General features: G+C 66.8%; 26 protein-coding genes. 19 read left to right on the top strand and 7 right to left on the bottom strand.

The window, feature by feature from the left end; genetic code table 11:
- Positions 1–6: 6 nt before the first annotated feature.
- From AC4EEO_RS18760 to AC4EEO_RS18775, 4 genes are read left to right on the top strand one after another with little or no spacing between them, the layout of a single operon-like run.
- Positions 7–1,197, top strand: coding sequence for a Gfo/Idh/MocA family protein (locus AC4EEO_RS18760; protein ID WP_491339482.1), 1,191 nt, complete (start codon positions 7–9; stop codon positions 1,195–1,197).
- 35 nt (positions 1,198–1,232) lie between these two features.
- Positions 1,233–2,237, top strand: a complete 1,005-nt coding sequence (locus AC4EEO_RS18765) for a sugar phosphate isomerase/epimerase family protein (RefSeq protein WP_285318906.1) — start codon at positions 1,233–1,235, stop codon at positions 2,235–2,237.
- A 50-nt stretch (positions 2,238–2,287) separates the two neighbouring features.
- Positions 2,288–2,986 (top strand): ThuA domain-containing protein, encoded by a 699-nt coding sequence (locus AC4EEO_RS18770; protein ID WP_491339483.1) that lies wholly within the window; start codon positions 2,288–2,290, stop codon positions 2,984–2,986.
- Positions 2,971–4,086: a Gfo/Idh/MocA family protein gene (locus AC4EEO_RS18775; RefSeq protein WP_491339484.1), complete on the top strand. Its 1,116-nt coding sequence runs from the start codon at positions 2,971–2,973 to the stop codon at positions 4,084–4,086. Before AC4EEO_RS18770 ends, AC4EEO_RS18775 begins: the two co-directional genes overlap by 16 nt.
- A 24-nt stretch (positions 4,087–4,110) precedes the next feature.
- Here AC4EEO_RS18775 and AC4EEO_RS18780 read toward each other — a convergent pair whose 3' ends face one another.
- Positions 4,111–5,262: a GGDEF domain-containing protein gene (locus AC4EEO_RS18780; RefSeq protein ID WP_026265040.1), complete on the bottom strand. Its 1,152-nt coding sequence runs from the start codon at positions 5,260–5,262 to the stop codon at positions 4,111–4,113.
- A 246-nt stretch (positions 5,263–5,508) separates the two neighbouring features.
- On the opposite strand from AC4EEO_RS18780, the gene AC4EEO_RS18785 reads away from it, so the two are divergent.
- The 9 genes from AC4EEO_RS18785 to AC4EEO_RS18825 all read left to right on the top strand — a co-directional run bounded on the left by AC4EEO_RS18785 (position 5,509) and on the right by AC4EEO_RS18825 (position 16,740).
- On the top strand, positions 5,509–6,870 hold the full coding sequence (locus tag AC4EEO_RS18785) for a hemolysin family protein (protein WP_491339485.1): 1,362 nt from the start codon (positions 5,509–5,511) through the stop codon (positions 6,868–6,870).
- On the top strand, positions 6,863–7,903 hold the full coding sequence (locus AC4EEO_RS18790) for a hemolysin family protein (protein ID WP_491339486.1): 1,041 nt from the start codon (positions 6,863–6,865) through the stop codon (positions 7,901–7,903). Before AC4EEO_RS18785 ends, AC4EEO_RS18790 begins: the two co-directional genes overlap by 8 nt.
- 287 nt (positions 7,904–8,190) lie before the next feature.
- Entirely contained in the window at positions 8,191–9,354 is a 1,164-nt protein-coding gene (gene rsgA, locus AC4EEO_RS18795) for a ribosome small subunit-dependent GTPase A (protein WP_491339487.1), read from the top strand.
- 44 nt (positions 9,355–9,398) lie between these two features.
- Entirely contained in the window at positions 9,399–10,109 is a 711-nt protein-coding gene (locus tag AC4EEO_RS18800; protein ID WP_491339488.1) for an alpha/beta fold hydrolase, read from the top strand.
- Between the two features lie 49 nt (positions 10,110–10,158).
- Positions 10,159–11,259: an agmatine deiminase family protein gene (locus AC4EEO_RS18805; RefSeq protein WP_491339489.1), complete on the top strand. Its 1,101-nt coding sequence runs from the start codon at positions 10,159–10,161 to the stop codon at positions 11,257–11,259.
- The gene (locus tag AC4EEO_RS18810) at positions 11,256–13,028 is read left to right on the top strand and encodes an amidase (protein WP_491339490.1); all 1,773 of its coding nucleotides are present in this window, start codon (positions 11,256–11,258) and stop codon (positions 13,026–13,028) included. Before AC4EEO_RS18805 ends, AC4EEO_RS18810 begins: the two co-directional genes overlap by 4 nt.
- Before the next feature lie 858 nt (positions 13,029–13,886).
- Entirely contained in the window at positions 13,887–15,137 is a 1,251-nt protein-coding gene (locus tag AC4EEO_RS18815; RefSeq protein ID WP_491340450.1) for a D-arabinono-1,4-lactone oxidase, read from the top strand.
- A gap of 9 nt (positions 15,138–15,146) precedes the next feature.
- Complete coding sequence (locus AC4EEO_RS18820) at positions 15,147–15,485, top strand: hypothetical protein (protein WP_133831422.1); 339 nt, start codon at positions 15,147–15,149, stop codon at positions 15,483–15,485.
- 106 nt (positions 15,486–15,591) lie between these two features.
- Entirely contained in the window at positions 15,592–16,740 is a 1,149-nt protein-coding gene (locus AC4EEO_RS18825) for a baeRF2 domain-containing protein (protein ID WP_133831423.1), read from the top strand.
- Positions 16,741–16,809: 69 nt separating this feature from the next.
- Here AC4EEO_RS18825 and AC4EEO_RS18830 read toward each other — a convergent pair whose 3' ends face one another.
- A complete protein-coding gene (locus AC4EEO_RS18830; RefSeq protein WP_491328976.1) occupies positions 16,810–17,346 on the bottom strand; it encodes a MarR family winged helix-turn-helix transcriptional regulator in 537 nt (178 codons plus the stop codon).
- A 128-nt stretch (positions 17,347–17,474) separates the two neighbouring features.
- Positions 17,475–18,296: a LysR substrate-binding domain-containing protein gene (locus AC4EEO_RS18835; RefSeq protein ID WP_208294390.1), complete on the bottom strand. Its 822-nt coding sequence runs from the start codon at positions 18,294–18,296 to the stop codon at positions 17,475–17,477.
- On the opposite strand from AC4EEO_RS18835, the gene AC4EEO_RS18840 reads away from it, so the two are divergent.
- Positions 18,259–18,663 (top strand): DUF5997 family protein, encoded by a 405-nt coding sequence (locus AC4EEO_RS18840; RefSeq protein WP_026265045.1) that lies wholly within the window; start codon positions 18,259–18,261, stop codon positions 18,661–18,663. The genes AC4EEO_RS18835 and AC4EEO_RS18840 overlap by 38 nt on opposite strands.
- Before the next feature lie 3 nt (positions 18,664–18,666).
- Here AC4EEO_RS18840 and AC4EEO_RS18845 read toward each other — a convergent pair whose 3' ends face one another.
- Positions 18,667–19,047: a VOC family protein gene (locus AC4EEO_RS18845; RefSeq protein WP_018763390.1), complete on the bottom strand. Its 381-nt coding sequence runs from the start codon at positions 19,045–19,047 to the stop codon at positions 18,667–18,669.
- Positions 19,048–19,192: 145 nt separating this feature from the next.
- Between AC4EEO_RS18845 and AC4EEO_RS18850 the strand changes: the two genes are divergently transcribed.
- Positions 19,193–19,819: a hypothetical protein gene (locus tag AC4EEO_RS18850; RefSeq protein ID WP_109044221.1), complete on the top strand. Its 627-nt coding sequence runs from the start codon at positions 19,193–19,195 to the stop codon at positions 19,817–19,819.
- Between the two features lie 60 nt (positions 19,820–19,879).
- Entirely contained in the window at positions 19,880–20,488 is a 609-nt protein-coding gene (locus AC4EEO_RS18855) for a DUF6919 domain-containing protein (protein ID WP_018763392.1), read from the top strand.
- 21 nt (positions 20,489–20,509) lie between these two features.
- Here the strand turns inward: AC4EEO_RS18855 and AC4EEO_RS18860 are convergent, their stop codons facing one another.
- Both AC4EEO_RS18860 and AC4EEO_RS18865 read right to left on the bottom strand, forming a co-directional pair.
- Complete coding sequence (locus AC4EEO_RS18860; protein ID WP_491328974.1) at positions 20,510–20,992, bottom strand: pyridoxamine 5'-phosphate oxidase family protein; 483 nt, start codon at positions 20,990–20,992, stop codon at positions 20,510–20,512.
- 66 nt (positions 20,993–21,058) lie between these two features.
- Positions 21,059–22,450, bottom strand: coding sequence for a flavin monoamine oxidase family protein (locus tag AC4EEO_RS18865; protein WP_491328973.1), 1,392 nt, complete (start codon positions 22,448–22,450; stop codon positions 21,059–21,061).
- A gap of 108 nt (positions 22,451–22,558) precedes the next feature.
- On the opposite strand from AC4EEO_RS18865, the gene AC4EEO_RS18870 reads away from it, so the two are divergent.
- Positions 22,559–23,299 (top strand): TetR/AcrR family transcriptional regulator, encoded by a 741-nt coding sequence (locus tag AC4EEO_RS18870; RefSeq protein ID WP_018763395.1) that lies wholly within the window; start codon positions 22,559–22,561, stop codon positions 23,297–23,299.
- Between the two features lie 15 nt (positions 23,300–23,314).
- Here the strand turns inward: AC4EEO_RS18870 and AC4EEO_RS18875 are convergent, their stop codons facing one another.
- Positions 23,315–24,244 (bottom strand): NADP-dependent oxidoreductase, encoded by a 930-nt coding sequence (locus AC4EEO_RS18875; protein ID WP_491328972.1) that lies wholly within the window; start codon positions 24,242–24,244, stop codon positions 23,315–23,317.
- Positions 24,245–24,394: 150 nt separating this feature from the next.
- Here AC4EEO_RS18875 and AC4EEO_RS18880 point away from each other — a divergent pair, with 150 nt between their 5' ends.
- Positions 24,395–25,522, top strand: coding sequence for an L-talarate/galactarate dehydratase (locus AC4EEO_RS18880; RefSeq protein WP_491339491.1), 1,128 nt, complete (start codon positions 24,395–24,397; stop codon positions 25,520–25,522).
- Positions 25,523–25,531: 9 nt separating this feature from the next.
- Positions 25,532–26,263: a FadR/GntR family transcriptional regulator gene (locus tag AC4EEO_RS18885; RefSeq protein ID WP_491339492.1), complete on the top strand. Its 732-nt coding sequence runs from the start codon at positions 25,532–25,534 to the stop codon at positions 26,261–26,263.
- Positions 26,264–26,356: the final 93 nt, after the last annotated feature.

Raw genomic sequence — 26,356 nt, forward strand, 5'->3', positions numbered from 1 at the left:
GATGCCATGAGCATCGCCAAACCCCTCCGGGTGGGCATGGTGGGCTACGCCTTCATGGGTGCCGCCCACTCCCACGCCTGGCGCACCGCGCCACGGTTCTTCGACCTGCCGCTGCAGCCACAGCTCACCGCAGTGGCCGGGCGGAATGCCGACGGCGTCCAGGCGGCCGCAGACAAGCTGGGCTGGGACTCCGTGGAGACCGACTGGCGGCGCCTGATCGAACGCGACGACATCGACCTCATCGACATCTGCACGCCCGGCAACACCCACGCGGAGATCGCCATCGCGGCCCTCGAAGCCGGCAAGCACGTGCTGTGCGAAAAGCCGCTGGCCAACTCCGTGGAAGAAGCCGAACGGATGACCCTTGCCGCGGAGACCGCCGCGAAGCGCGGCGTCCTCTCCATGTGCGGCTTCAGCTACCGCCGGACCCCCGCTTTGGCGCTGGCCAAGCGGTTCGTCGAACAGGGCAGGCTCGGCGAGATCCGCCATGTCCGCGCCCAGTACCTGCAGGACTGGCTCGCCGACGCCAACGCCCCCATGACCTGGCGGCTGGACAAGGCCAAGTCCGGATCCGGGTCCCTGGGCGACATCGGTGCGCACAGCATCGACGCCGCCCAGTGGGTCACGGGGCAAAACATCAGCGGGGTCTCGGCACTGCTGGAAACCTTCGTCCCCGAACGTCCGCTGGCAGGCGACCTGGTGGGCCTCGGCGGCCACGGCGACGTCAGCAGCGAGGCCCCGCGCGGGAGTGTCACCGTCGATGATGCGGCCATCTTCAGCGCAAGGTTCGACGGCGGCGCCTCCGCGGGCGCGATCGGCGTGTTTGAAGCTACGCGGTACGCCCTGGGCCGGAAGAACGCCATGCGGCTGGAGATCAACGGCACCAAAGGTTCCCTCGCCTTTGACTTCGAGGAGATGAACGTCCTCTCCTTCTACGACGCGGCTGAATCGCCCGACGCAGGATTCCGCCGGATCTTCGTCACCGAGCCCGAGCACCCGTACGTCGGAAACTGGTGGCCCACCGGGCACGGCCTCGGGTACGAACACGGCTTCACCCACCAGGTGGTGGACCTCGTCACCGCCATCGGCGAAGGCCGGCAGCCTGAACCGTCCTTCGCGGATGCCCTGCAGGTACAGCGGGTCCTTGCTGCCGTGGAGTCCAGCGCCGCGAATTCGAGCCAATGGCAAAAAGTCTGAGCGATCCACAGCTCCAAGAACCCAAGGAACACCCAATGACACGACCAATCACGCTGTTCACCGGCCAATGGGCCGACCTGCCCTTCGAGGAAGTGGCCCGGCTTGCCGGCGAGTGGGGTTTTGACGGGCTGGAAATCGCCTGCTGGGGCGACCACCTGGACCCCCGCCGGGCAGCGGAGGACGACAACTACCTCCAGGGCCGGCTGGACATCCTCGAGAAGAACAACCTCCAGGTGTTCGCCATCGCCAACCACCTGACCGGCCAGGCCGTCTGCGACGACCCCATCGATGAGCGCCACCAAGGCATCCTGTCGGCGGAAGTCTGGGGCAACGGCGAGCCTGAAGGGGTACGCCGCCGGGCAGCGGAAGCCATGAAGGACACCGCGCGGGCGGCCGCACGGCTTGGCGTCAAGACCGTGACGGGGTTCACCGGTTCCTCCATCTGGAAGGCCGTCGCCATGTTCCCGCCCGCCACGCAGGCAATGGTCGACGCCGGCTACCAGGACTTCGCGGACCGGTGGAACCCCATCCTGGACGTCTTCGACGACGTGGGAGTCCGGTTCGCCCTGGAGGTCCACCCGTCCGAGATCGCCTACGACTACTGGACCACGAAGCGGACCCTTGAAGCTATTGGCCACAGGGAAAATTTTGGGCTGAACTTCGATCCCTCCCACTTCATCTGGCAGGACCTGGATCCCGTGATGTTCCTCCAGGACTTCGCGGACAGGATCTTCCATGTGCATGTGAAGGAATCCGTCCGGCAGCTGGATGGGCGCAACGGCCGGCTTGGCTCACACCTCGCCTGGGCGGACCCCCGCCGGGGCTGGGACTTCGTCACGGCAGGACACGGTGACGTGCAGTGGAACCGGATCTTCCGGACCCTGAACGCCATTGGCTACGAGGGTCCCACCAGCATCGAATGGGAGGATGCTGGAATGGACCGCCTCATCGGCGCCCCGCAGGCCCTTGCCATGGTCCGGGAACTGGCACGCATCGCCCCGCCCGCAGCCGCTTTCGACGCCGCCTTCGCCAGCCGCTGATCCCTGCTCTTTCCGGCCCGCGAGGCCGGTAGCCAAACAAAGGAAATCCAATGACAGAACGCAAGCATGCACTGGTGGTCCGGGGCGGCTGGGACGGCCACCAGCCCTACGAGGCCACCGAGCTCTTCATTCCCTATCTCAAAGACAACGGCTATGACGTCCGGGTGGAGGAATCCCCCAAGGTCTACGCCGACGCCGCGTACATGGCCGGGGTGGACCTGATCGTGCAGTGCATGACCATGTCCACCATCGAAAAGGACGAGTTCGCCGGACTGCGGGCCGCCGTGGAGAACGGCACCGGCCTGGCCGGCTGGCACGGGGGAATCGCCGATTCCTACCGGAACACCTCCGACTACCTGCACCTGATCGGCGGCCAGTTCGCCTGCCACCCCGGCAAACACCCGGATGAGTGCATCGGCGAGCAGTCGGACAACTATGTGCCCTACACCGTCAATATGCTGCCCGCGGCGGCCGAACACCCCATCACCCGGGGCATCCAGGACTTCGACCTGGAGACCGAGCAGTACTGGGTCCTCTCGGACGACTACATCGACGTCCTCGCCACCACCACCCAAAAAGTCCGCGAGTGGGACCCCTGGCACCGCGAAGTCACCTCCCCCGCCATCTGGACCCGCCAGTGGGGCAAGGGCCGGATCTTCGTCTGCACGCCCGGGCACCGGGTGGAAATCCTGCAGGACCGGAACATACGCACCATCATCGAAAGGGGCCTGCTGTGGGCAAGCCGTTGAACGTAGGGATCATTGGCTGCGGAGCCATCATCGCCCAGTACCTCGCCAACTTCCGGCGCCTGGACCAGATCCAGCTGGTGGCCGTCGCGGACTTGGATCCCGCGCGTGCCCAGGCCGTGGCGGATGACTACGACGGAGTCCGCGCCGTCTCCGTGGACGAACTGCTCGCCGCTGACGACATCGACCTGGTCCTGAACCTGACCATCCCCGCCGCGCATGCTGACGTTGCGCTAAAGGCGATCGCCGCCGGCAAGAGCGTCTACGGCGAAAAGCCGCTGGCAGCCACAACCGAGGAAGCAGGCCAGGTGCTGGATGCGGCACGCGAGGCCGGTGTCGCCGTCGGCTGCGCCCCTGACACCGTGCTGGGCACCGGGATCCAAACCGCCCGCAAAGCGATCGACGACGGCCTGATCGGCGCACCCATCTCGGCCACCGCCACCATGGCAACTCCGGGGCACGAACGCTGGCACCCAAACCCGGACTTCTACTACCAGCCCGGCGGCGGGCCCCTCCTGGACATGGGGCCCTACTACGTCACGGCCTTGGTGACGCTGCTGGGACCGGTGGTGTCCGTGGTGGGTGCCGCCAGCCATACCCGGAACCAACGAACCATCGGGTCCGGACCGCGGCAGGGCGAGCAGGTAGCCGTTAACATCGACTCCCACGTCACGGGCGTCCTGGTCCACGCCTCGGGTGCACTTTCCACCCTGTTCATGAGCTTCGACGCCGTGAAGTCCAAGTCCCCGAACATCGAAATCCACGGCGAACGCGGATCCCTGGTGGTGCCGGACCCCAACCACTTCGACGGCGACGTCCAGCTGTTCTCCCTGGGCGCCGAGGACTGGGAAACACTTCCCGCCTCCGCAGGCTACATCGACTCCGGACGCGGGTTCGGCATCGCTGACCTGGCTTCCACCCCGCAGGGCAAGGAACCGCGCGCGGGAGGTGCCCTGGCCTACCACGTCCTGGAAGTCATGGAATCCATCCTCGATTCGGCCCGCAAGGGCACCTCCGTGGCCATCCAGAGCACCGTGGACCGGCCCGAAGCCGTGGCCCTGACGCTCCTTGCCGGCCAGGCGGACGCCCTCCAGCCGCACTGACCGGCAGTCCGGAGCCGCGCCGCCCTACAGCATCTCGTCGCTGCGGGCGGCGCGGTTCCTGCCCAGCGATTTGGCCCGGTAGAGGGCCGCATCGGCCGAAGCGATAAGGCGGTCCACGCTGGAGGTGCCGGCGTCGTAGACGGAAATCCCGTAACTGGCCGTGGGCAGCTCCAATCCGCCCGGCGCGGCAGCGTCGGCAAGCCGCCTGCTGATCTCCTCCGCGATTGCCTCCGCCCGCTCGGCGCTGGCCCCGGGAACCAGGATGACGAACTCCTCCCCGCCGTACCTCCCGGTCAAGTCCGTGGAACGCACGGTGGCTACGCAGGCGTCAGCGAAGGCCTTCAGGGCAAAGTCCCCGGCAGCGTGCCCGTAGGTGTCGTTGACCGTCTTGAAATGGTCCAGGTCGGCAAGGATCAACGCCCCGGATCCGCGGGTGATGGCGCGGTCTGCGAGCTGCTCGGCAGCAAGGTCCAGGAACGCCTTGCGGTTCAGGAGCCCGGTGAGGTCATCGCGGGTGGCCACCACGCGGAGGGCACGCGTCTGCTGTTCGCTGCTCAGTGCTGCCATGCTGAAGGAGACCACCACCAGCAGCACCATGGTCACCATGGTGGTCACGGCGGACCCGAAGACCGTGACGAACACTGGACCGTCCTGGCCGTCCAGGAGGAAGGCCACCCACCGGAACAAGTAGAAAACGGACAGCCCTCCAGCAGCCACGGCCATGGGAATGCGGACCCTCGAGTAGCCGGGTTCCAGGCGCCACAGCTCATGGGATGCCAGCCCGATGGTGGCGCTCATGGCGGCGAGGAACACGGCGCCACCGGACCATGTGTTGGTGGCCGGGTGGTCCAGCACGGAGGCAACCAGCGTGACCAGCGGGATGCCCGTGAAGGCCCACTTCGGCGGCGGCGCCGTCCGCAGGGAACGTGCCCCGGCCCAGACCGCCACCGCACCGTACACCAGCACCGCGTTACCCAGCGGATTGGCCCAAACCTGGTGGGGGGTGCCGTTCAGCAGGAAGCAGCCCGACCCCGCCAGGAAGAACACCAGCGCAACGCACCACCAGCCGCTGTACGGCGAGCGCGTCACCCGGTAAGCGGAAAAGTAGAAGAGGACCACCAGCGCCAGGGCCATCAGGCCAAACGCGATGCGCAGGGTTGCGGTGTCCAGAACCATATGCAGGAAGTCCCCCCAAAAGCCCGAATGCTGCCGCAGCAAGTATCACACCCCGCCGCGCCTGGCAGAAGAACCCCGCACCATGATTAAGCGCGGAACCCCGCACTGGACGGGATCTGGAACCCGCTGGGAACTTCGCCGGCGGGAGCAGAGTTGAACCGGTTATGGACGACCCTCCTTCACACATGCCCTGGCCCCTCTGCCGCCTGACCGGACCACCGGCCACCACAGGAGAGGGGCGCCCCAATGTATGAATGGATCATGCTGGGCATCGGCCTGGTCCTGACCGTCGGTACCGGCTTCTTCGTCGCCTCCGAGTTCGCCCTGGTGAACCTTGACCGGCATGACCTCGAGTCCCGACAGGCCCGCGGCGAGAAGCGGCTGGGCCCCACCATCAAAGCGCTGCGGATCACCTCAACCCACCTTTCCGGTGCGCAGCTGGGCATCACGCTGACCACCCTCCTCACCGGCTACACCTTTGAACCGGCCATCAGCCGGCTGCTCAGCGCGCCGCTCACCTCGCTGGGCGTTCCCGATGCGGTGGTTCCCGCCGTTGGCTCCGTTGCCGGGATCTTCCTGGCCACGGTCTTTTCGATGGTGGTGGGCGAGCTCGTCCCGAAGAACTTCGCCCTGGCACTGCCGCTGGCTACCGCCAAGGTGGTGGTCCCGTTCCAGGCCCTGTTCACGGCTGTGTTCAAGCCGGTGATCCTGCTCTTCAACAACACAGCCAACCGGATCATCCGGGGGTTCGGGATCGAACCGAAGGAGGAGCTCTCCGGTGCGCGCAGCGCGGAGGAGCTGAGCTCCCTGGTGCGCCGCTCCGCCGTGGAAGGGGTCTTGGACCTTGACCACGCCACCCTGTTGCGCCGCACCCTGCGTTTTTCGGAGTACAGCGCAGCGGACGTGATGACTCCGCGCGTGCGCATGGCCGCTGTCGGGTCCGGTGACACCGCCGAGGACATTGTGGCCCTTGCCACGGCCACCGGCTACTCCCGCTTTCCCGTGATCGGCCGCGACCGGGACGAGGTGCTGGGCCTCCTGCACGTCAAGCAGGCGTTCGCGCTGCCCCTGGACCAGCGCGCCGGGACCACCGCGGCGGGGCTGATGGTTGAACCGCTCAGGGTCCCGGAGTCGATGGGCGTGGACACCCTCTTGGGCCTCCTCCGCCGGCAGGGGCTCCAGGTGGCCATCGTCTCCGACGAGTACGGCGGTACCGCCGGAATCGTCACGCTCGAGGACCTGGTGGAGGAGATAGTGGGCGAACTCGAGGATGAACACGACCGCGCACGGGCGGGTGTGGTCCGGGTTGGCCGGTCCGTCACGTTCGACGCGGCGCTGCGCCCCGATGAACTGCTGGACCGCACCGGCATCGAGGTTCCGGACGGGGAGGAGTACGACACAGTTGGCGGGTTCGTCACAGACCAGCTGGACCGGCTGCCGGAGCTGGGCGACGAAGTGGCGGTCGACGGCGGCACCCTCCGTGTGGAGCGCGTGGCGGGGATGCATGTGGAGCGGCTCCGCTTCACTCCCGCCGGGGCCGCCGAACCGCCGCGGAGCCCGCATGACCGGATGATCGACAACCTGACCCAGGAGCTGGCCCATGAGTGACTACCTTCCCGGCATCATCTGGCTGGCCGTGCTCCTGCTGGTGAACGGCTTCTTCGTCGGTGCCGAGTTTGCCGTCATTTCCGCACGCCGGTCCCAGATTGAGCCCAAGGCGGAGGCGGGGAGCAAGGCGGCCAAAACCACCCTGTGGGCCATGGAGCATGCCACCCTCATGCTGGCCACCAGCCAGTTGGGCATCACTGTCTGCTCGCTGGTCATCCTGAACGTCTCCGAGCCCGCCATCCACCATCTCCTGGAAATCCCGCTGGGCCTGACATCCCTGTCCTATGAGGCGATCAGCATCATCGCGTTCGCTGTGGCGCTGCTGCTGGTGACGTTCCTGCATGTAGTGGTGGGGGAAATGGTGCCCAAGAACATCTCCTTCTCGGTTCCCACCCGGGCGGCCCTGTTGCTCGCTCCCCCGTTGGTCCTGGTGGCCCGGGTATTCAAACCGGTGATCTGGTCGCTGAACGGGATTGCCAATGCCGTCCTCCGGCTCTTCCGTGTGGAACCCAAGGATGAGGCCACCAGCGCTTACACGCTGGACGAGGTCGCCACCATCGTGGAGCAGTCCACCAGGGACGGGATGCTGGCCGACACCAGCGGCACCCTGAGCAACGCGTTCGAATTCACGGCCAAGACCGTGGCAGATGTCCAGGTCCCCATGGCGGAGATGGTGCTGCTGCCGGAGTCGGCCACGCCTGCTGATATCCAGCTGGCCGTAGCCAGGCACGGCTACTCCCGGTACATCCTGACCAACCCGGCCGGGGAACCTGGCGGCTACCTCCACCTGAAGGACGTCATGGACCTGACCACGGCCGGGAAGTTCCACCAGCCGGTGCCGGCCAAGCGGATCCGGCGCCTCGCCTCGGCCTTTGCCGGCGCCGACCTTGAGGATGCGCTGGCCGCCATGCGCCGGACGGGGGCCCACGTGGCCCGGGTGTTCGACGCCGGCGGCAGGACCACAGGGATGCTCTTCCTCGAAGACATCATCGAGGAGCTGGTGGGCGAGGTCCAGGACGCCACCAGCGCCTAGCGGCCGGAAGGGGGTGGATCCACGGGAGTCCGACCCCCTTGTGGTCCAGGCTCTGGTGCCCGACGCCGGCGGCCACTAAAGTGGGACCCGGCCCCATCCTGCCGTTCCCGGCAGGGTGACGGGACCCGCACGAGGGAGAGGAGGTGGCTTTGATGACTGCGACTGCCGCGCGCCGTGAGCGCCCCGCATCAACACCATCAACCATCCTTTCCCGTTGCACGCGCCGTTCCTGAGATTCCTGACCGGTACCTCGCGCCTGCTCCGGGAACCTTTCCGAGGACACCAACGTGCATATTCCTTCAGGCAACGCCCTGGACAACCCTGGCATCAACAACCCTTCAACGGCCGAGGGCCCTTTCGCCTACGGCTACACGCCCGCCGTCGCCCGCCATTTCGCCGCGCATCCCAACCCCGAGGCCACCGGCACCGGGCGGGTGGTGCGCGTGGACCGAACGCTGCTGCTGGTCGCCGTCGCCGACGGGCTGCTCCACCTGCCCTACCCGCTCACCGGCGACCAGCCCGTCACCGGTGACTGGGTCTGGATCGGCCCCAACCGCGCCGGCGGGCGCCAGATCCTGGCCATCCTGCCCCGCCGGTCCGAGCTCAGCCGCAAACGTGCCTTCGAGGACTCGTCCGCCGAGCAGGTCCTTGCCGCCAACATGGACACCGTTGGCGTGGTGGTGCCCGTGGACCGGCCGCTCACCCACAACCGGCTGGAACGGACCCTGGTGGCGGTATGGGACTCGGGCGCCACTCCCCTGGTGATCATCACCAAGGCTGACCTTGCGCAGGTGGCGGACGACGTCGTCGGGAAGGTGGTCCTTCAGGCGGCGGGCGTGGACGTGGTGACCACCTCTGCCGAGAACGGCGACGGCATCGACGAATTGATGGGCCGCATTCCGGCCGGAGGCACCATTGTGCTCCTGGGTCCGTCCGGAGCCGGCAAGTCCACCTTGATCAACGCCTTGGCGGGGCAGGAACTCCAAGAGACCGGTGCGGTGAGGTCCGGCGATTTCAAGGGCAAGCACACCACCACCGCCCGCGAACTGGTGCCGCTGTCCAACGGCACGGTGCTGATGGACACACCCGGCGTGCGGGGTTTCGGGCTCTTCGACGCCGGCGAAGGCCTGGGCGGGATGTTCGGCGACGTGGAGGAACTGGCCGCGGGCTGCCGGTTTGCGGACTGCGCGCACGGAACTGAGCCCGGTTGCGCAGTCCGGGAAGCGATTGACGGGGGCGTCCTGGAGGAACGGCGCTGGAATTCGTACCTGAAGATGCAGCGTGAACTCGCAGCCCTGGCCCGCCGCTCCGACGTTGCCGCCCAGCGCGCTTACCACCGGGAGTGGCAGCAGAAGGTGGTCTCCGCGGGAAAGTCGCAGCGCTCCGCAGAGCGCGAGGCCTTCGAACGCGGCAGCCGGAACGCCGGGAAGGGCCGGAATCGGAAGCGGTAGCGGCCCCTTGCTCCGGCGCAGGGGGTGGGGGGTAGGGTGCGGTCATGGACATCATCCTGGTACCCGGATTCTGGTTGGACGCTTCATCCTGGGCGGAGGTGACACCTGCCCTGGAGGCAGCGGGCCACCGCCCCCACCCCCTGACCCTGCCCGGACTGGAATCGGTGGACTCCAGTCGGGCCGGAATAGGGCTGCAGGACCACATAGACGCCGTGGTCCAGGCCGTCGATGCCATCGGCGGCAAGGTGGTCCTGGTGGGGCATTCGGGAGGTGGCGCCATCATCCACGGGGCCGTTGACGCACGGCCGGACAAGGTGGAGCGCGCCATCTACGTGGACAGCGGCCCACTGGGCGAAGGGGGTGTGATCAATGATGAACTGCCCGCCGAGGGTGACGACATTCCCCTTCCGCCTTGGGAAAGCTTCGATGACGCCGACCTGGTGGACCTGGACGACGGGCTCCGCCGGGCCTTCCGCGAACGCGCCATTCCCGAACCGCGGGGCGTGGCCTACGGCAGGCAGCACCTTCATGACGAGCGCCGCTACGCCGTGCCCGCCACTGTGATTGCGTGCGCGTTTCCCGCGGCCCTGCTCAGGGAGTGGATCGCGGCCGGCAGTCCGTTCGTCGCCGAGCTGGCGCGGGTCCACGACGTCGACTATGTCGACCTGCCCACCGGCCACTGGCCGCAATTCACCAAGCCGGCGGAACTGGCACGGGCCATCCTGGCGGCAGTTGACCGGTCAGGCATGGACTGAATTGGCGTAACCCTTGCGCACGACACATCCGCCTCTCCATAATAAATGAATGTCATTCATTTATTCGACCGCTGTTGGGGCCACCGCCGCCCCCAACCACGTTTCGCCCTCCGCCACCACCGGGATGCCCGCCGAGTGGGAGGCCCACCAGCGCACCTGGATGGCATTTCCGCCACCCAACGAAACCTTCGGTCCAACAGGCAGCCCCACCCTTGACCGCGCCCGCGCCGCGTGGACCAGGGTGGCACAGACCATCGCCAGGTACGAGCCGGTCACCGTGGTGGCCGATCCACGGGACGCCACGGCGGCACGGGAATGGCTCGGCACGGGCATCGACGTCGTGGAGGTCCCCCTCGATGACGCCTGGCTTCGGGACAGCGGGCCCACTTTCGTACACCAACCGGACGGATCAGTGGCCGCCGTGGACTGGATCTTCAACGGTTGGGGCGCCCAGGAATGGGCAGCCTGGGGCAACGACGAAGCAGTGGCAAAGGCCGTCGCCGCCACAACCGGCGTCCCCGTCCGGACAAGTTCACTGGTGAACGAGGGCGGCGGATTCCACGTGGACGGTGAGGGGACAGTGTTGCTGACCGAGACCGTCCAGCTTGATCCCGGCCGCAACCCCGGCGCCACCAAGGACTCCGTGGAAGCGGAGGTTTCCGCGGCCCTGGGGACCAGCAAGGCCATCTGGCTGCCGCGCGGACTCACGCGCGATTACGACGAATTCGGCACCCGCGGCCATGTGGACATCGTGGCAACCTTCGCTGGACCCGGCACCATCCTGCTTCACCGCCAAGACGACCCCGCACACCCGGATCACGCCGTCTACCTCCAACTGAAGGCTGTCCTGTCCGGCCAAATGGACGCCCAGGGCCGGCCGCTGCGCATTATCGACGTTCCCGCGCCCACAACCCTCAAGGACGACGAAGGCTGGGTGGACTGGTCCTACATCAACCACTACGTGGCCAACGACGTGGTGGTGCTGTGCAGCTTCGATGATCCCAACGACGCCATCGCCGCAGGCATCCTCGAGCGCGCGTACCCGGGCCGAACGGTGGAACTGGTGGACGCCCGCGACATCTTCGCCTTCGGCGGCGGCATCCACTGCATCACCCAGCAGCAGCCTGCCCCGAGGGAGGAGGCCGCGTGAAACTGGTCGAGGAGCAAAAGTCCGCGCCCGCAGCCCGCCCGTTCAACGTCGTCGAAGCCGGCATCAGCCGGCTGCGTGCGGCGCTCGAGTCCGGCGAGGTCACCAGCGAGGAGCTGGTGGAGCTGTACCTGGAGCGGATCCAAAAATATGATTCATCGGGCATATGTCTAAATGCCATGGTGGTCATAAATCCGGAGGCGGTGGCCGAGGCGCAGGCGTCCGATCGGCGCCGGGCGGCCGGCTTCACGCTGGGCCCGTTGGACGGCATCCCCTACACGGCCAAGGACAGTTACCAGGTCCGCGGCCTCACCGTGGCCGCCGGTTCCCCGGCGTTCAAGGACCTGGTGGCGCAGCGCGACGCCTTCACCATTGAACGGCTCCGGGCCGGCGGCGCAGTCCTGATCGGGCTTACCAACATGCCTCCCATGGCCAACGGCGGGATGCAGCGCGGGGTCTACGGGCGGGCAGAAAGCCCCTACAACGCGGACTACCTCACGGCCGCCTTCGCGTCAGGTTCGTCCAACGGCTCCGGGACCGCCACCGCCGCCAGTTTCGCGGCGTTCGGCCTCGCGGAAGAGACCTGGTCCTCCGGTCGCGCCCCGGCGTCCAACAACGCCCTGTGTGCCTATACCCCCTCGCGCGGGGTCATTTCCGTCCGCGGAAACTGGCCCCTGGTGCCCACCATGGACGTGGTGGTTCCGCACGCCCGGACCATGGCCGACCTGCTCGAAGTCCTGGACGTCGTGGTGGCGGACGACGCCGAGGCACGCGGGGATTTCTGGTGCGTCCAGCCGTGGGTGCCGGTACCCAAGGCATCAAGTGTCCGCCCGCCGTCGTACGTTGAGCTGGCCGTGCCGGACGCTTTCGCAGCAGCCGGCGTCCTCGCGGGCAAGCGGCTGGGTATCCCCCGGATGTACATCAACGCCGATCCCGACGCCGGGACGTCGGACCATCCGGGCATCGGTGGTCCCACGGGGCAGCGGATCAATACCCGGGACTCGGTGCTGGACCTCTGGAACGCAGCCCGGCAGGACCTCGAGGCCGCAGGCGCGGAGGTCATCGAGGTGGACTTCCCCGTGGTGTCCAACTACGAAGGGGACCGGCCGGGCGCGCCCACCATCGCCACGCGGGGATTCGTGTCCCCGGAGTATCTGCGGCGGGAGATCGTGGACCTGTCAGCCTGGGCGTGGAATGACTTCCTTGATGCCAACGGTGATCCGCGGCTGAACCGCCTGTCTGACGTGGACGGCTCCGCCATCTTCCCAGCCCCTGAAGGTTCGCTGCCGGACCGCTACGACGGGTTCGATGACGACATCAGCGACTATCCCGCCTGGATCCGGGAGTACGGCGTTCCAGTCCTGGCCGATATTCCGCACCTGCCCGAAGGATTGGCGGGGCTGGAGGAAACCCGGCGCGTCGACCTGGAGGAATGGATGGACCGGCTGGGACTGGATGCCGTGGTGTTCCCGGCAGCTGCCGACGTTGCACCCGCCGATGCCGACAGCAACGAGGCTTCCGCAGACATCGCGTGGCGCAACGGCGTGTGGGTGGCCAACGGAAACCTGGTCCCCCGGCACCTGGGCATCCCCACGGTCACGGTCCCCATGGGAGTCGCGGCTGACCTTGCCATGCCCGTGGGCCTGACCATCGCCGGCACAGCGTACAGCGACACGGACCTGCTCCAGCTGGCCGCGGCCTTCGAAACCACCGGCAGCCGCCGCGTCCCGCCGCCGCGCACCACGCAGGCAGGAGATACAGGGACCTCCTGACAGAGCACGCCCGCAGTGGCTATTCTGGACGCAGTGACTTCCATGCATTCCCAGTGACATCCCGCTGCCGGCAGTTCTTGTCCTTCCGTACAGGAACGGTGATTCCGTGCGCCCCGGAGGGGAACCCGAACCCGGGTTCCCCTCCTTTCCGCACCCTTATCGGAACCACCCCAGGGAGCCCCCATGGAACCCACCACCCCACGCCTCACACCTGACTGCACCCAGTGCTTTGCACTGTGTTGCACCGCCTTCGGATTCACCCGCTCCGCGGACTTTGCCATCGACAAGCCGCCAGCCACCCCGTGCCCCAAGCTGGCAGGCGACTTCTCCAGCACAATCCACCGCAGCCTGCGCGCCCGCGGGTTCGCGGGCTGCACAGTCTTTGACTGCTTCGGCGCCGGCCAGGCCGTCAGCCAGCGGCTCTTCGGAGGGACCAGCTGGCGGGACGATCCCCGGTCGGCCAAGGACATGTTTGCCGCCTTCAAGGTCCTGCGGCAGCTCCACGAAATGCTCTGGCAACTGGACCGGGCGGAGTCGCTTGCTTACAGCCCGGAAACGGCACGGGAGGTGGACCAGGTACACAGCCTCGTACAGGGAATCGCCGGTGGAAGCCTCGAAACGGTCCTTGCAGCCGAGGTCGGGTCCCTCCATGAGAGTGTTGGCGCGGTTCTGCGGGAGGTCAGCGAGGAGGTCCGCGCAGGTTGCCGCGGCGCGGGGCAGCGCGGCCACGAGCCTCCCGGCGGGTATCGGACGGCCCGGACACTGGCGGGCCGCCGCCCGCACAGCGGAAGTGCCTTGACAGCCCACTTTGTTAGCGCTGACAGTGGAATGACCCCAACACCAAGCGAAAGCCACTCAATGAAGAACTGGGCAGGAAACCTCCAATACTCCTCCGCTGATGTCCGGCGGCCGGAATCGGTCAGCGAACTGGCTGCCATCGTCGCCGGATCGACGCGGGTGAAGGCCTTGGGGTCACGGCACTCATTCAACAGCGTCGGAGACACGGACGGTGTGCACGTCCTCCTCGATGCACTCCCCCAGCAGGTGGAGGTGGGTGCGGACCGTTCAACGGTCCGGGTCAGCGGCGGGGTGAGCTACGGTGCCCTGTGCCGGAAGCTCGAAGAGGCCGGCCTTGCCATCCACAACATGGCATCACTGCCGCACATCTCGGTAGCCGGCGCGGTGCAGACTGGCACCCACGGTTCCGGCGTCAACAACCCCGCACTGGCCGGCGCCGTGGAATCGATCGACATGGTTCGGGCCTCGGGCGAGCAGGTCACGCTGTCCCGGAAGGACGGGGACGACTTCCTGGCCAGCGTGGTGGGCATGGGTGCCCTCGGCATCGTCACCGGGCTGGAACTGGCGGTACGGCCAAGCTTCAGCATGCGCCAGCGCGTCCTGGAAGACCTTCCGTGGGATGCCGCGCTGGAGGACTTCACCGCCATCGTGTCCAGCGCCTACAGCGTCAGCCTCTTTACGGACTATGCCGGTGACACCGTCAACCAGGTCTGGCGCAAAGCCCTTGCCGGGGAAGAGCCGCTGGCCAACCTGTACGGCGCCACACCGGCCCAGCGCCCGCGCCATCCACTGCCGGACATGTCTGCCGAGAACTGCACCCTCCAGCTGGACCAGCCCGGGCCCTGGCTGGACCGTCTGCCGCATTTCCGCCATGAATTCACGCCGAGCAACGGGGACGAGCTGCAAAGCGAGTTCATCCTGCCCATCGGGCAGGCCCCCGCGGCCCTCCAGGCGGTCCGGGCCCTCGCGGACGAGCTCGCACCCCTGCTCTTCGTCTCGGAGATCCGCACCGGCGCCGCCGATGAGTTTTGGCTCAGCCCGTTCTTCCGGCAGCCGAGCGTGGCCTTGCACTTTACCTGGAAGCCGATGCAACCCGAGGTGGAGGCTTTCCTTCCGGTCCTTGAAGAAGCCCTGCGGCCCTTCGGGGCGAGGCCGCACTGGGGGAAGCTGTTTACCGCGGACGCTTACGACTGGGAGAAGCTCTATCCGCGCTTCGCAGACTTCCGGGCCTTCGCCGCCGGGCACGATCCGGAGGGCAAGTTCCGGAATGGGCTCCTGGACAGCATCCTGGGGGTTCCCGCGCGCCGGTAGGCTGGAAGCATGATCCGCCGCCACGCAGCCCTCACCGCCGTCCTGTCCGCAGGTTTGTTGTTGACCGGATGCGGAGCGGCAGGGGACGCGGCCGGCAACGCGGCCAGCGCCGCCGCTTCCCAGGCCGCCTCCGCCGTTGCCCAGGAGGTCACCAAGCAGATCTGCGCCAGGGTCCAGGACGGACTTGTCAGCGTGGACGATAAGAAGGCGCTGGCAGGGTTGGTGTCCGCGGCCCGGGAGGCCGGGGTCCCGGCGGAAATCACGACGCCGCTCGGCGACGTGGCTGCATCCGGGGACCAGGTGCCGGCGGACTCGGTCAAAGCCCTCAAGGACGCCTGCCAAGCGTAAAGCTCCAAGGGGGGTCGGAAGTCCCTTCAGCGTGCCCCACTCCGCGGCTACGGTAAATTGACGAACCGCACCCGGGGTTGCGTCAGTACGCGCGGAGGAGACCGTCATGGCAGAACAACCTGGTTCGGGCCTGGAAGCGTACGCACACCTCTTCCGCCTGCAAGGTCCGTGGTGCACGGCCTATGTCGCCGCCGGGACCGGGACGGTGGACACCTTGGAAGCCGGCGACGTCAGGCCCGGCAACGCCCAAACCCGGCTTGAAGCACAGGGGGCAACATCCGCCGACATCCAGGCAATGGGCCAGGTTCTGACACCGGCGGCTGGTGTGCCCGCTCCTGCGTCCAGGTTCGTGTTGGTCCGTGCCGGGAAAGCTGAAATCAACGAGGTGCTCCCCGGCAGCCCCATACTCCCTGAATATATGGAAGTTGGGCCAGTCCCGAACCTGATCCCCCTCCTCAAGCACCGGCCGGAAGTAATTCACTACATCGTTGCAGAGGTAAGCCGGGAACACGGAGAAATCAGGTTGTACCGCACCGGGGCGAGCTTTCCAGGCAACGTGCGGGAAGTGGAAGGAAGCTCCGAGCACGTCCACAAATTTCATGGCGGCGGCTGGTCGCAGCTGCGTTTCCAGCACCACACAGAGGAAGTTTGGCGCCGCAATGCCAGCGACGTGGCGACGGAAATTGACCGGGTGGCAAGCGGCAGCCACGCGAGGCTGATTGTTCTCGCAGGTGACGTCCGGGCGCGCGGGCTGGTGCAGGAAAGCCTCTCGGACTCCAGCAGGGCTCTCGTCTCGGAGGTGGATTCCCATACCCATACGGCCGGTGCGGACAGTGCCGACCTGGATGACGAGGTGAACCGGCGCGTAGCCGCGTTGTGGGCAGAGGAGCAGGACGCCGTGCTTGACAGGCTGGCGCTTCAGGGAGGCAGGCCCAATTCGGGTTCCGCCCGCGGAGTCGATGCGGTGGTCAAAGCATTCCAGCAGGCGCAGGTGGAATGCCTGATCATGGATGACGCCGCCTTGTCAGGAGGGACCCTGCTGGCGTTGGATGCCGAACCGTGGGTCGCCGCCGCCCCGGACGAAGCCTTGGCTGCCGGAATTCTTGGCGTAGTTCCGGGCCCTGCGGCACTGGTGCGCGCCGCAGCCCTGACCGACGCCCGAGTCCTGTTGGTACCGGGACCGCTTCTGCCGGGCAACGACCACGTTGCGGCCCTGCTGCGCTGGCATTCCGGACCGGAAATGCCGTCGTCGTAGCACCAAGGGCATGCGCTGGTCATCGAATGATCGACTGCCGAACCGCCGGCACTGCAGTTGCGTGGCCGATTATCCGCCTGGACGGGATTGGTCCCAGCCGCGCAAGCCGCCGGCACGGCTGGCCTGGCCGCGGTGCCCCGTACGGTGTTCGGCCGGCGCGAAGGGAACTACTCCGGAGTCATGGCCCGGCGGGACCGCGTGGACGAACTTCGTCAGCTCCTCGCGGAGGGCTTTCCACGAAATATCGGAGTCGCGCGGGTAGGCGTTGACCTCCGCTTCCCGTGCGGCTTCGACCGCGGCACTGCCCGCATCCGTCAGTTCCACCTTTAGTTGCCGGCGGTCCGTGACCTGGCGGGTCCGGGTTATCAGGCCGGCGGCTTCGAGCCGCAGGAGGACCCGGCCCAGCGTCTGGCTCTGGACCCGGATTTCCTCCGCAAGTTGTTCCTGGTTCAGCGGACCGTCCGTCAACCCTTCCAGGGCAATGACGGCGGCACGGGTGAGGCCAAGGTGCGCCAGGGCATCGTCCTGGCGCCGCTGGATCAGGCGCGCCGCCAACGCGATCAGGCGGTAACTGCTCCGGGCATCAGGATCGAGGTTGCTGGTCATCGGGCCGCGGCCTTCCTGCAGGTGGCAAGGTGCTGGTCACCCCGCGTCGCTACCCTCCTACAATAAGCATGCTTAGCAACATATTCGCAAGTAGACTTATTATTTGGCCGCGACGGACCCGTAAATGATTATCTTTTGCCCTTTTTCCGCGATCCCCTGCCACGGCCCTTGTCCGGGTTGGGAGCATAGCGCTGGGCCACTTTCGGGGCTTTTTTGGTCCCGGTTCCCCGCCGGTCCGGTTTGGGATCCTTCTTTTCCTTGACCGGCTGGGCAGAGGGCTGCCGCGAACTGTGGGCAGTGCGCCCGCGGACGATGCCGATGAACTCTTCAAGGACCTCGTCCGTGGCGTCAACAGGCCAGGCCAGCCCGATTTCCGTCCCGTCCAACCCGGTCAGCCGCCGCGCCACCGTGTCTTTGACGTTGAGGTGGCGCGCCACCGGCATGGGGAGGATCACCAGCCCGGCGCCGGTGGCAACCACCTGGAGCGCCGCCTCCGGTCCACCCAATGAGGCCACATCCAGGATCAATTCCTCTTCCAGGTCGGCGAGCGCCACTTCCTCGAACACGGAGATCTCGTGGCCTTTGGGGGCCACCACCACGGGCTGCTCCTCATACAGCGGGATGACATTGAGGCCGGTCCGGTCCACCGGAAGCCGGACAAAGGCCATGTCCGCCCTGCCGTCGCGAAGCACCTCCAGCTGGTCGCCGTCGTCAACCATGGATGCGCGCAGCGGAATATCCTGCATCCGCTCCTCCCACCGGCGGATCCACTTACCGGGCGTCACTCCTGCCACGTAGGAGATGCGAAGCATCCGCGGCTCTGCGCCGGCAACGGCGTCAGGGGCGTCAGGGGCAGGGGTATTGTCGGCGGGCACGTCTTCACAGTACCCGCCGCCCGGATACCCTTGAAGCATGACCTCTGCAAACTCCCAGTCCATGAAGCCGGCCACCGTTGCCAAGAAACTTGGCATCTACCTGCCTGCTGCGCCGCAGGAGTTCCAGGATTCAACCATCACCCGCGAGGAATTCGCCGAGCTCCAGGCCAACCCGCCGGAGTGGCTCGCCGAGCTCCGCCGCAACGGCCCGCACCCCCGCCCGGTGGTGGCACAGAAGCTGAACGTGTCCATCAGCGGCCTTGCCCGCGGCGGCGTGGAGGAAGCGCTTACGACGGCGGAAATCACCGCCCTGCTGCAGGCACCGCCACAATGGCTGGTCACCGAGCGTTCCACGCACGCTGCCGTCCGCGCCGAGGCCCAGCGGGTCAAGGAAGAGGCGGCGAAAAAGCAGGCCAAGAAGGACCGCGCGAAGGCGGAGTAGCCCTCAGTCCTGGTGGATCTGGATGTAGTTGCCGCAGCCGTCGTCGAACACGGCACTGGTGCCGAAGGGATCCGTGGTGGGCGGCGTCTTGAAGCTGACGCCGGCCGCCGTCAGCCGTTCGAATTCGGCCTGGACGTCCGGGACGCCGAAGACGATGGCGGGCAGGCCCGCTTCGCGCACGGCGTTCATGTAGTCCGCGCCGATCGGGTTGTCGCTGGGCTCCAGGAGCAACCCCGTGGAACTGTCGTCCGCGCCGGGGTCCTTGATGATGTAGAGGTTGTACTCAGGCATGGCCATGAGCGTGTCAAAGCCCAGGGTCCCCGTGTAGAAGGCATGGGCCGCTGCGGGATCCTGGACATGAATGCTGCACATTTTGATACGCATGGGTCCACGCTACCCACCTCCCGATGCTTTGCAGTACCCCCTGTGGCCATTCCCTGACGCCATTGACGCGGTGCCCGGAAGACGATGCAATGGAATGACCAGCCCGGGCGTTCCGGCCGGGGCCTGCGGGCGCTGGAGGTGCACAATGTCAGCCATGGCCGAATTCCTGTTCCAGGGACTGCATCAAGGTGCGTGGGCGGTCCTGTTGTGTGGTCCGGTCCTGGTTGCCAGCGTGGCCGCCACAGTTTTTGCCGTACGACGCCGGGCACTGGGACCCAAGGGCCGCGCCGCCGAGGTGCCGGACCAGCTGTTCTGGGACCTTTTCCTGGGCTCGTGCGTTGCACTTCCGGCGTTGATCATCCCTGCGATGGTGTCCCCCTGGTCCGGGCTTGTCATGGCGGGCGCGGCGGTGGCCGCGGGAATTGCCGCCCACCACGCCACCCCCCGGTACCTGGCCTGGCATGCGGGCCGCCGTGAGCACCGCCGGCAGCTCTCTGCCCATCAGGCGGCGACAGCTCGGCATGACGAGCTTTTGCTCCGCTGGCGCCGCTATGAGCTCGATCCGGCCAGCATGATCGACTACCCCGCCCTGACGGACGTGCGCCTGCCGGAGACCTCCGCCCTGATCAAGGCGATGCGCACGGCGGACCAGCTGCGCACTGCCGCGCACGCGACGTACCCGGACGCCGTCGGGAGCCTGGCGGCGACCCTGGCGGCGGCCGAACGGGCGGCCGGAATTCCATCCCGCCAGCCGGCCGACCAGGCCGGCTGAGGTTAACTGCTGTGTCGGGGGCGGTGGATCGGGCCGCCGCCCCGGCGATAGCATCCGAAGATGAAGCCTGAGGAAGTGCCCGTCCGTGACAAGTTCGGCCGGCTGTTGGAGGACCGTGGAGTCTGGCGCCAAGCCACTACCCTTGAGGCCGCCGGGGAACTGACGGCCCGGTGGCTGGAGGGCGGTAGTTCCTACCAGCCCGGACACTTTGCCCCGGGCTCCGACGACGAGACCAGGCCCATCGCCGGGGCCTTGGCAGAGCTGAACCGGCACGGCCTCTTCACCAAGGAATCCCAACCGGGCATCCGGGACGGTGCGGCGGCGCAACGCGAATACGTCACGGGCTTCTGCAGTGCCGCCACCGCTGGTGAACTGCTGGCGCTGTCCACCCGCACCGAACTGGTGACGGTGGCGCACGCGCCTGGCGAGGCCAGCAGCGCAGCCATCCCCGTGACCATCGCCGGATCGGAAGTGACCACGGTCCTCGGCTCCAGCGAAAACCCGGTGGAAGAGGAACAGATCCGGGACTGGGCCGTGGAAACCAACGATGCCCTGGCCCTGCTCCTCGCGGACTCCTGGTACGTGGAGATTCTGGATCCGCTGTGGGGCCGCAATGACGTGCTGCTGCCGGCAGTCCTGCAGGCGTTGAAAAGGGCGGAGCAGCCGTAGCCGCTCCGCCCCCTGGTTCTGCTAAAGCTCCACGGTTTCGCTCTCGCCAACACTCATCCGACTGTTGGTGACCTTAGACTTCACCCACTGCAGCACGGTGGCCGCAGTGCCACCCGGGCTGGTCCAGTACTCCGCGGAGTCCGATTCGACCCGGAGCAGGCACACTTCGGGGGTGTCCGGACCGTCGGGGAACCACGCCTCGACCACCTGGTTCCACATTTCGTGGATCTTGGCCCGGTCCGTGACCACCTCGGCGGTTCCGGCAACGGAAACCCATTCGGTGTTCTTGCCAAAGGCGACGTTGACGCGCGGATCTGCCCGGACGTGCGCCACCTGCGAGGTGCCCAGGCCGGTGAAGAACCACATATCGCCGTCGTCCATGACCTCCTGGACTGCCAGCGGCCGGCTGACGAGGGCGCCTTCTTCGTTGATGGTGGTGACCATCCCGATCTTGGCATCGTTGATGATCTCAGTAACCTTGCTGATGCTCTGCGCGTCAGTCATGCCTCACCTCGTTCGTCTGAAGTCGGGGACGCTCCCCGCCGCCAGCCTATTAGTAAGCATGCTTATTTACCAGCCGGCGGCAACCGGAACCTTCGCCACCTCGGCGATGCGCGCGGCGGTCAGGCGCCCCATGCGGACGGCACCGTCGACGTGCTGGTAGCCTTCCGCGGCCAGGTCGGACGAGGACCAGTAGATAGGACCCACGGGTGCCAGCTGGTCCTTGCCGTAACGGTGCAGGCCGCCCAGGTCGTAGCTGGCAGCGTAGGCGCCCCGGGTCCACTCCTCCGAGCCCCAGTCGGACTCGTAGTAAACCTCCGGAGCCAGAGCTTCGTCGCCAAGGAAGCCGGCAATGGATTCCAGGATGGCCTTCTTCCGGGCGTCGGCGCTGAGCTCAAAGACGGCGTCCGCCTTCTCATCCGAGACGAAGCCCACCAGCGTGCCGCGGGAATCTCCGTAGTTGGTGTTGTCGTAGACCTCCTGCACCAAAGCATCCGCCCCAAAGCCAGTACCCGAAAGTCCCTTGTCCCGCCAGAAAGGAGTGGCGTAGACGGCGTGGACCTTGATGACCAGGCCCAGGGACTGGTGCTGGTGCATCTGGTGCTGGCGGCGCGGCAACGGCGGGTTGAACGAGACTCGGGAATAGAGGTTGGGCGGCACGGCCATGACCACAAACCGGGCGTTGACGGTAGCGCGGTCAGACTCGACGGCGACCCGGTAGCCGCCGTCGGCATCCTGCTCCCAGTTGATGGTGCGCACCGGGGAGTCCAGGACGACGTCGTCGCCCAGTTCCTGCGCCTGAAGCAGCGAAACCTGCTGCATCCCGCCCACCACGCGCCGGTCGAGGATGAAGTCCTCGTCCGTCAGGTGGGTGAACGAGCCGGCGGAGGCGGCCATCAGGACCGCCTGCAGGGCGGAGAAGGCGTGGGCCGGCTTGGTGAGCATGCCGCCTGCGATGAAGAGGCCAATGTTCTTGCAGGCTTCCTCGTTGGCCGAGTGTTGCCGCAGCCAGTGATGGAAGGAAATGGTGTCCAGTTCGCGGGCCTTCGGGTGGGCCCACGGTTCCGTGGCGCCAATCTCGGCGGCCAGGCCGTCCAGGAGGGCCACCAGGCGGTCCATTTCGACGGCGGTGTCCGCGTCCACGGGGAAGGAATCGCCGGTGTAGCGCACGGGGATGCCGTCCGCGCCGATGTAGATGGACTCGCCGTCGCGGTAGCGCGGGTAGGTCTCCAGGTTCAGTTCCCGGAGGAGTTCCAGGAGGGCGGTCTGGTCCGGGGAAACCCACTGGCCGCCAATCTCGAGCATGGCGCCGTCCACGGTGTCCGTCCAGGTGCGGCCGCCCACGCGGTCGCGGGCCTCAAGTACGGCGACGGTGAGGCCGGCCTTCTTCAGTTCACGGGCGGCGGTGAGTCCGGACGGCCCGGCTCCAACGACCACGACGTCGCGGTTCAGGTTCAGCATGATGTCCTCTCTTCGGTTTCCCTAGTGATGGAAACCACTAAATGAATGGCATTCATTTAGTAGAACTATAACCGGTGGCATCCGGGAGCGGAAGTCCCGGATGGAATAATGCTGGAGACCACCGACGAAAGGGCAGGAATGCCGGCACTATCAGCCGCACAGGGACGCGCCGCCACCAGCGGGGGCGCGCAGAAGAGGCGGGCGGGCAGGCCGTCGGCGGCGGTCTTGGACAAAGCGGGGATTACCTCGGCCGCGCTGAAGCTGGTCAGCCGCAAAGGCTATGACGGGCTGACCATGGCCGCCCTCGCCAAGGTGTTGGACGTTGCGCCGTCCGCCCTCTACAACCACGTGGCGTCCAAGCACGACGTGCTGCTCCTGGTGGAGGACCATCTGATGTCCTTGGTGGATGTCTCCGGATTCGGCGGCAGCAGCTGGGAAGACGCCGTGCGCACCTGGGCCTGGAGCTACCGGGATGTCTTTGCAGAACACACCCCGCTGATTCCCGTCATCGCCGTCCTGCCTGTGACGGATGCCCCGCAGACCCTCGCCATGTACGAGACCGTCAGCAAGGGATTTTCGGACGCCGGCTTTCCCCAGGACCGGATCGTACCCTCCATCGTGGCACTGGAGTCCTTTATCTTCGGCTCCGCCTACGACGTCACGGCGCCCGAGGACATTTTCGACGCCGGTTCAATGGCGGAATCCACGCCCTATTTCACGGCGGCCGTGAGACATTCGGCATCAGGGCAGGAGGCCTCGGCCGGGCAGGAACGCGGCCGCCCGGCCGACACCGCCTTCCGCCTCGGACTCGAGGCGCTGATTGCAGGATTCGGCGCAATCAGGAAATAACGGGCAGTTGCGGACTCAGACTGTGTGATCCACCGTCACCACGATCTTGCCCCGGGTATGCCCCTCCATGTTGAGCCGGAATGCATCCGCCGCCCGGGCCAGGGGAAACACCTCGGCAACCTCCACCCGCATCTTCCTCTCATCCACCAGGTCCGCCAGTTCCTGAAGCTGGGCGCCGACAGGGCTGACCCACATCCAGGTGCCGCCATGCTCTTCAACGTCACTGTCGGCGATCGAGGCATGCCGTCCGCCTTCTGCAAGCACGGCGAGGGTGGCTGCCAGGTTGCCGCCGACAAAATCGGCAACCACGTCCACCCCTCCGGGCCGGAGGGACCGGACCCGGTCGGCAAGACCGTCACCATACGTGACGGGGTGCGCGCCCAGGGAGCGGAGGAAATCGTGGTTCTTTTCCGACGCCGTCGCAATGACTTCGGCGCCCAGCGCCACGGCAATCTGGATGCCCAGGGATCCCACGCCGCCGGCGCCGCCATGGATCAGTACGGTCTCGCCTGCGCTGAGGCCAAGGCGGTTCAGCACCTGGTAGGCAGTCAAGCCCGCCAGCGGAAGGCCTGCGGACCCGTTCCAGTCAAGGGCGGCGGGCTTCCGCGCCAGGAGCCTTTCGGGCAAGGCAATGTATTCGGCGAAGCTGCCGCCGTGGACGTAGTCCTTGCGCCCGTAGGCGATCACTTCGTCGCCAGGTTTGAACTGCCGGGAATCGATTCCCACCGACTCCACCACGCCTGCCACATCCCATCCCGGGATCGCCGGGAACTGCAGGTCCATGGCCGCATCCAGGTAACCCGCCATGATCTTCCAGTCCACCGGATTGACTGCAGCCGCCTTCACCTTGACCAGGACCATTCCCGGACCCACCTTCGGCATGGGCTGCTCGGTGAGCTCAAGGACGTCGGGGCTGCCGTATTCGCTGTAGGTAATTGCTTTCATGCCTGGGTCAACAGCACCGCAGCCCGGCGCTGTTCCTGCCGCGATCCCGGAGTGGTGAGCACAACAAAAGCCCAAACTTGTAATACAAGTTATCAACTTATATCCTAAAGAGGTGGGCGATGGAGCCCAGTCACGCCCCTAGGAGTATCAATGAGTACTGTCGATCTGATCCGGCACGTCAAGCTGTCCACCGCGCGCCTGCCGCTCACTGTTCCCATCAGCGACGCCAAAGTCTTTACCGGCCGGCAGAAGCCCATGACCGAGGTGGTCTTCCTGTTCGCCGAGATCACCACCGAACTCGGGCATTCGGGCATCGGCTTCAGCTACTCCAAACGGGCCGGCGGACCGGCACAGTACGCCCACGCCAGAGAGGTCGCCGAGGGCCTGATCGGCGAGGACCCCAACGACATCGCCAGGATCTATACCAAACTCCTGTGGGCCGGGGCCTCCGTGGGCCGCTCCGGCGTCGCCACCCAGTCCCTGGCCGCCGTCGACATCGCCCTGTACGACCTGAAGGCAAAACGCGCGGGCCTGCCCCTGGCCAAGCTCCTGGGCTCGTACCGCGACTCGGTGCGGACCTACAACACCTCCGGCGGCTTCCTCAACGCCACCCTCGAAGAGGTCAAGGACCGGGCCAGCCGGTCCATCGAGGAAGGCATCGGCGGCATCAAAATCAAAGTAGGCCTGCCGGACAGCACGGAAGACCTCCGCCGGGTCGCCGGCATCCGGGACCACATCGGCCCCGACGTTCCACTGATGGTCGACGCCAACCAACAGTGGGACCGCGCCACAGCCCTGCGCATGGGCCGCCGCCTCGAAGACTTCAACCTGGCCTGGATCGAAGAACCGCTGGACGCCTACGACTTCGAAGGCCACGCCCACCTCGCCCACGTCCTGGACACCCCCATCGCCACCGGCGAAATGCTCGCCTCCGTCGCCGAACACAAAGCCCTGATCAACGCCAACGGCTGCGACATCATCCAACCCGATGCCCCACGCGTCGGCGGCATCACCCAATTCCTCCGACTCGCCGCCCTCGCCGACGAACGCGGCCTGGGCCTAGCCCCGCACTTCGCCATGGAAATCCACCTCCACCTCGCCGCCACCTACCCCCGCGAACCCTGGGTAGAGCACTTCGACTGGCTCGACCCGCTGTTCAACGAACGCCTCGAAACCAAAGACGGCCGGATGATCGTCCCGGACCGCCCCGGCCTCGGCATCACCCTCAGCGACCAAGCCCGCGCCTGGACAACCGAAAGCGTGGCCTTCGGCGCGTAACCTTGACCCATGAGCAGGAACCTCACCGCGGATCTCGCCGCTGACCTTCGCAACCGCATCGTCGACGGTGTCATCCAGCCGGGCGAGAAGCTGCCCAGCGAAAACACGCTCATCAATGATTTCGGCGTCAGCCGCACGGTGGTGCGTGCAGCCCTGACAAGGCTGCAGGCCGAGGGACTCGTTGAAACCGAACGCGGACGCGGCAGTTTCGCCCTCACGCCGCCCTCGGACGCACCGCCGGCCATGCCGGGTGGACGTCCAGTGGCCAGCACAGAGGACAGGCTCCACCTGCTGGAATTCCGCATGGGCGTGGAGACGGAGGCCGCGGCACTGGCGGCCCGCAACCGCACGGACAGGCAGCTGCGGGCCGTCGGCACCGCACTGGAAGCCTTTACCGAAAGCTCGGGCCACCCCGCCCACGCCATGAAGTCGGACTTCGAATTCCACCGGGCCGTGGCGGCGGCCTCCGGCAACCCCTATTACTCCGACTGCCTGGCAGCCCTGGGGCAGACCATGATCGCGATGCCGCGCACCCGCCTGATGACCGGCGTCGAGCATTATGCCCGGGACCATTTCGACCAGGTGGTGCTGGAGCACCGCTCCATCCTGGAGGCCATCGCCGATGGTGACGAGGCGGCCGCGGCAGCTGCCATGCGGAGCCACCTGGCCAATTCACGACGCCGGTTCAAGGCGTCCGCGCGCCCGGCCGCGCAGCAGGACGCTTCGCCGCCGCATTCCTAAGCGTGTTCGCACACCCGCTCTTTATAGGGACGGATCCGCGAACCAGCCCATGAGCGGCCGGGAACGCAAAAAAAGCCCCGGTCCAAGACCGGG

The organism is Pseudarthrobacter sp. MOO13 (assembly GCF_058267655.1).